Source organism: Pantoea sp. CTOTU49201, from assembly GCF_032054795.1.
Taxonomy (GTDB): Bacteria; Pseudomonadota; Gammaproteobacteria; order Enterobacterales; family Enterobacteriaceae; genus Pantoea; species Pantoea symbiotica.
Genome location: NZ_DAMBSA010000620.1, coordinates 1 through 1,691 on the forward strand (window position 1 = coordinate 1; position 1,691 = coordinate 1,691).

General features: G+C 51.7%; 2 protein-coding genes. One reads left to right on the forward strand and one right to left on the reverse strand.

Going from position 1 to position 1,691, the window contains the following annotated elements:
* The first annotated feature begins 375 nt into the window (after window positions 1-375).
* On the forward strand, window positions 376-930 hold the full coding sequence (locus RTY00_RS24505) for a gamma carbonic anhydrase family protein (RefSeq protein WP_312666710.1): 555 nt from the start codon (window positions 376-378) through the stop codon (window positions 928-930).
* Window positions 931-939: 9 nt separating this feature from the next.
* On the opposite strand, the gene aroE is transcribed toward RTY00_RS24505, so the two are convergent.
* A partial coding sequence (aroE, locus tag RTY00_RS24510) for a shikimate dehydrogenase (RefSeq protein WP_312666711.1) occupies window positions 940-1,691 on the reverse strand: 752 nt, incomplete at its 5' end.

The window sequence follows — 1,691 nt, forward strand, 5'->3', positions numbered from 1 at the left end:
CAATCCTGCGAGTGCCCACACAGATTGTCTGATAAATTGTTAAAGAGCGTTGCGAGCAGCGGCTGAACCGTCTGTCGCGAGGTGGCGTATATTACGCTTTCCTCTTTCGGAGTCAAACACTTTTTTCAGCGTTTTCATCCGGCGGGATGAATTTCTTCACTCCCTGCTGAGCCGTCTGCGTTGCCGCTTTGCCGTCTCAGTGGTGGCGCATTATAGGGATCCGAATTTTTTGCACAACCCCTTTTTTCGATCTTTTTAATCGACTGGCGAGTTTTCACTCTTTTCGCTGCGATCGCAAGCGATCCGCTCAAAAATCATCTTGTTTATCCGCCTATTAAGCCGCAGGCTTGGGTAAAAACGTAAAAGGAGAAGATCATGTCTACAGCCCTACGACCTTATAAGAACCATTTTCCGCAACAAGGCGATCGCGTGATGATCGATAGCAGCAGCGTGGTGGTGGGTGAAGTACAACTTGCCGATGACGTCAGCATCTGGCCGCTGGTTGCGATTCGCGGTGACGTCAATAAAGTGGTGATAGGTAAAAGAAGCAATATTCAGGATGGCAGCGTTCTGCACGTCACTCACAAGTCCACCAGCAATCCCGAAGGTTATCCGCTGATTGTCGGCGAAGATGTCACAGTAGGGCATAAGGCGATGCTGCACGGCTGTACTATCGGCAATCGCGTATTGGTTGGTATGGGATCCATTCTACTGGACGGCGTGATCGTTGAAGATGATGTGATGATTGGCGCTGGCAGTTTGGTGCCGCCGGGTAAACGGCTGGAAAGTGGCTACCTGTATTTAGGCAGCCCGGTTAAACAAGTGCGCCTGCTCAGTGAAGCGGAGATTGCCGGGCTGCTTTATTCGTCCAACAACTATGTGGGTTGGAAGAATGAATATCTCAATCAGGAAAACCAAACTTATCCCTGATCGCCAACCTTAACCCTGCTGCATCGATTGCTTTAGTTTGGCAATCACTGGCGTGATCTCTGGCATCACGCCATGCCATAGATGGAAAGCATGAGCGGCCTGCCCCACTAGCATGCCAACACCGTCCGCAAGCTGCTGCGCGCCCTGCTGCTGGCACCACACTAAGAATGGCGTCAAACCTTGTTGATAAAACATGTCGTAGCACCGCGTTTGCGCATGAATTAGCGATGTGGCCAACGCCGGAACTTTGCCATCAACACCGCTTGAGGTGGCATTAATGATCAGATCAAATTGCTGATCTGCCAGTTGCTCAAAGCTGGCCGCTTTAATATCTCCGCTATGCTGGAAAATCTCTGCCAGCTGCTCGGCGCGTTCCACGGTGCGATTCACCACCACCAGCGAACATCCGAATGAAAGCAGCGGCAGGATCACGCCACGCGCAGCACCACCGGCGCCAACCAGCAGAACTCGATCGCCAGGATGGATCATCTGCAGTCGCTCAAGATCACTTAGCAAGCCGATGCCATCCGTGTTATCCCCGAAGATCTTGCCCTGCGCATCTTTCTTTAATGTGTTAACCGCACCAGATAATGCTGCGCGCTCGCTGAGCTCATCAGCAAATTCCCACGCCTGCTGTTTAAAAGGCAGTGTGACATTGGCACCTTTACCGCCTTGCGCAAAGAAATCCGCGATCGACTGTGGAAATCCCTCAAGTGGCGCGCACTCCTTGCCATATTGATGCTCAATGCCAGTTTGCTCAG

Bases quoted from the DNA above. Each gene is read 5' to 3' on its own strand.
- RTY00_RS24505 (WP_312666710.1), top strand. From the start codon at position 376: ATGTCTACAGCCCTACGACCTTATAAGAACCATTTTCCGCAACAAGGC.